General features: G+C 60.1%; 2 protein-coding genes. One reads left to right on the top strand and one right to left on the bottom strand.

The features are described 5' to 3' along the window. Positions 1-162 precede the first annotated feature (162 nt). Complete coding sequence (locus tag LG661_RS24545) at positions 163-924, bottom strand: DNA methyltransferase (RefSeq protein ID WP_230534617.1); 762 nt, start codon at positions 922-924, stop codon at positions 163-165. 154 nt (positions 925-1,078) lie between these two features. Between LG661_RS24545 and LG661_RS24540 the strand changes: the two genes are divergently transcribed. Then, entirely contained in the window at positions 1,079-1,546 is a 468-nt protein-coding gene (locus tag LG661_RS24540) for a GNAT family N-acetyltransferase (RefSeq protein ID WP_230534616.1), read from the top strand. Positions 1,547-1,703 lie beyond the last annotated feature (157 nt).

Raw genomic sequence — 1,703 nt, 5'->3', positions numbered from 1 at the left:
GCCGGAGCCCCATGGGTCCGGAGGAAGTTGTAGGCGTAGGCCGCAGCAGGGCGGTAGAACGCGCGGCGGCTGTTCCAGCGCATGGCGGTGTCGAAGAGCGACAGCTGGGTCCTGGGAGGCCTAAAGCGAAGAGCGAGGATAGGAGCCCACCTTGGGCCCGGCTTACGCCGCAAGGGCGGAGGGAAACCTCATCTGGCCGCCCTTGAGGTACTCGAGCATGCACTCGGACGCGATCCAGCGGCGGTCGAGGGCTTCGGCGACAGCCGCCGTGGTCAGTGACCCGCCAAAGGGCTCGAAGACGAGATCTTTCGGGCGCGTGAGGAACTTGATGAACATCTCGGGCAGAGCGGCGGGGAAGCGGGCCGGGTGGACCGGAAGCCCGGCAGCTTTGACGCTGCGGATGTAGTCGGAGTTGCTTTCGGTGTTGGCCGCAACGATGAGATTGCCCGGGATCGCTCCCCCATTGTCGTTCCCGAAGGCACCGTATGAGTGCCCGGAAACTGTAATTCGTGCGGTCCGCTCCTCAGCAGGAAAATCGACCTTTTCAGCCAGCAGGTCGTTAATGTCCCGCGCTTTCGCGGCGCCTCCCCTTTCCTCGATTGCATCCAGCAGCGGAAGGATGAGCTGCGACTGGCTGACCTTCCTCTTCATGGGGTTTACCCTTGCATGACCAATTCGCCAGCCCATAAAGGTTGAGAAAAGTTCGAGCAGGTGCCGCAGGGCTTGCCGATAAGTTTGTAGATCAGGAAATGGAAAGGGTGCGGGCAGATGGCCGAGCGGAGCGAGCAAGAGGATCATCAGTCGGAAAGCCGGAGCGCTGTGAGCACGCCCCGTCTCGATCAGTTGGAGAAGCTCGCCAACGTTGCGGCGACGGCTGCCCAGGCAAAGCGGTGGCAGGCCCGCAAGAACGGGATGCAGGAGCAAGAGGAGCCCTCAGAGGTCCGCAATCTCACCGATGATACGGAAGCAAGGGCCCGGGCCGAGGAAGCGATGCGCCAGATGATGGCAAAGCCGCAAAGCAAAAGGCGGGGCCGATAACCACTTGATCCTGGGGAATACTGTCCGTGGGCGTACTGCTATGAGAGAGCATCTGATCATTCGTCCCTATCGCGAGGCTGACTGGAGTGCAATTGCCGAGGCTCACGATCAGGCGAGAGAGCAAGAGCTACGTCTGAGTGTCGGGGTGCATGCATTTCGCTCGCTTGCAGAGACGGCAGATTCTGAAGGGCTATTCGCTGGGGAGCTCTGGGTTGCGGAGATCAAGGGAGGAGTGGCGGGTTTCGTAGCAATAGATACGCCCGAGATCACATGGCTTTATGTTCACCCTGAAAGGCAGCGCGCCGGAATCGGTCGACTTCTGCTCCGTCATGCCGTTTCAAGGATTAACGGGCGGGTCCTGATCTCAGCACTTGATGGCAATGTTCCCGCCCTGCAATTGTATGCCTCAGAAGGTTTTCTGATAAAGGAGACTAAGGACGGGCATCTGCAAGGTGATGAGGGTGTCATGGCCCGTGGACACCTTCTGGAACTGTTGCCAACCCGATAGCTCGGCTTGACCGAGGCCTTAAGCAAGACGCAGCCCTAGAGATCCTGCGTTGGAGGCACCTGCAGGAGAGGGTAGACGCAACTGGTCGGCCACTGCCGAGGCAGTGACATACTAGAAAGCCGGCGCCGCCTTATGCAGCACCGGCTCTGCAGAATAA

The organism is Microvirga roseola, from assembly GCF_020866965.1.
Taxonomy (GTDB): Bacteria; Pseudomonadota; Alphaproteobacteria; order Rhizobiales; family Beijerinckiaceae; genus Microvirga; species Microvirga roseola.
Note: the sequence above shows the minus strand (reverse complement) of the source record. Positions and strands in the feature narration are given on the sequence as shown.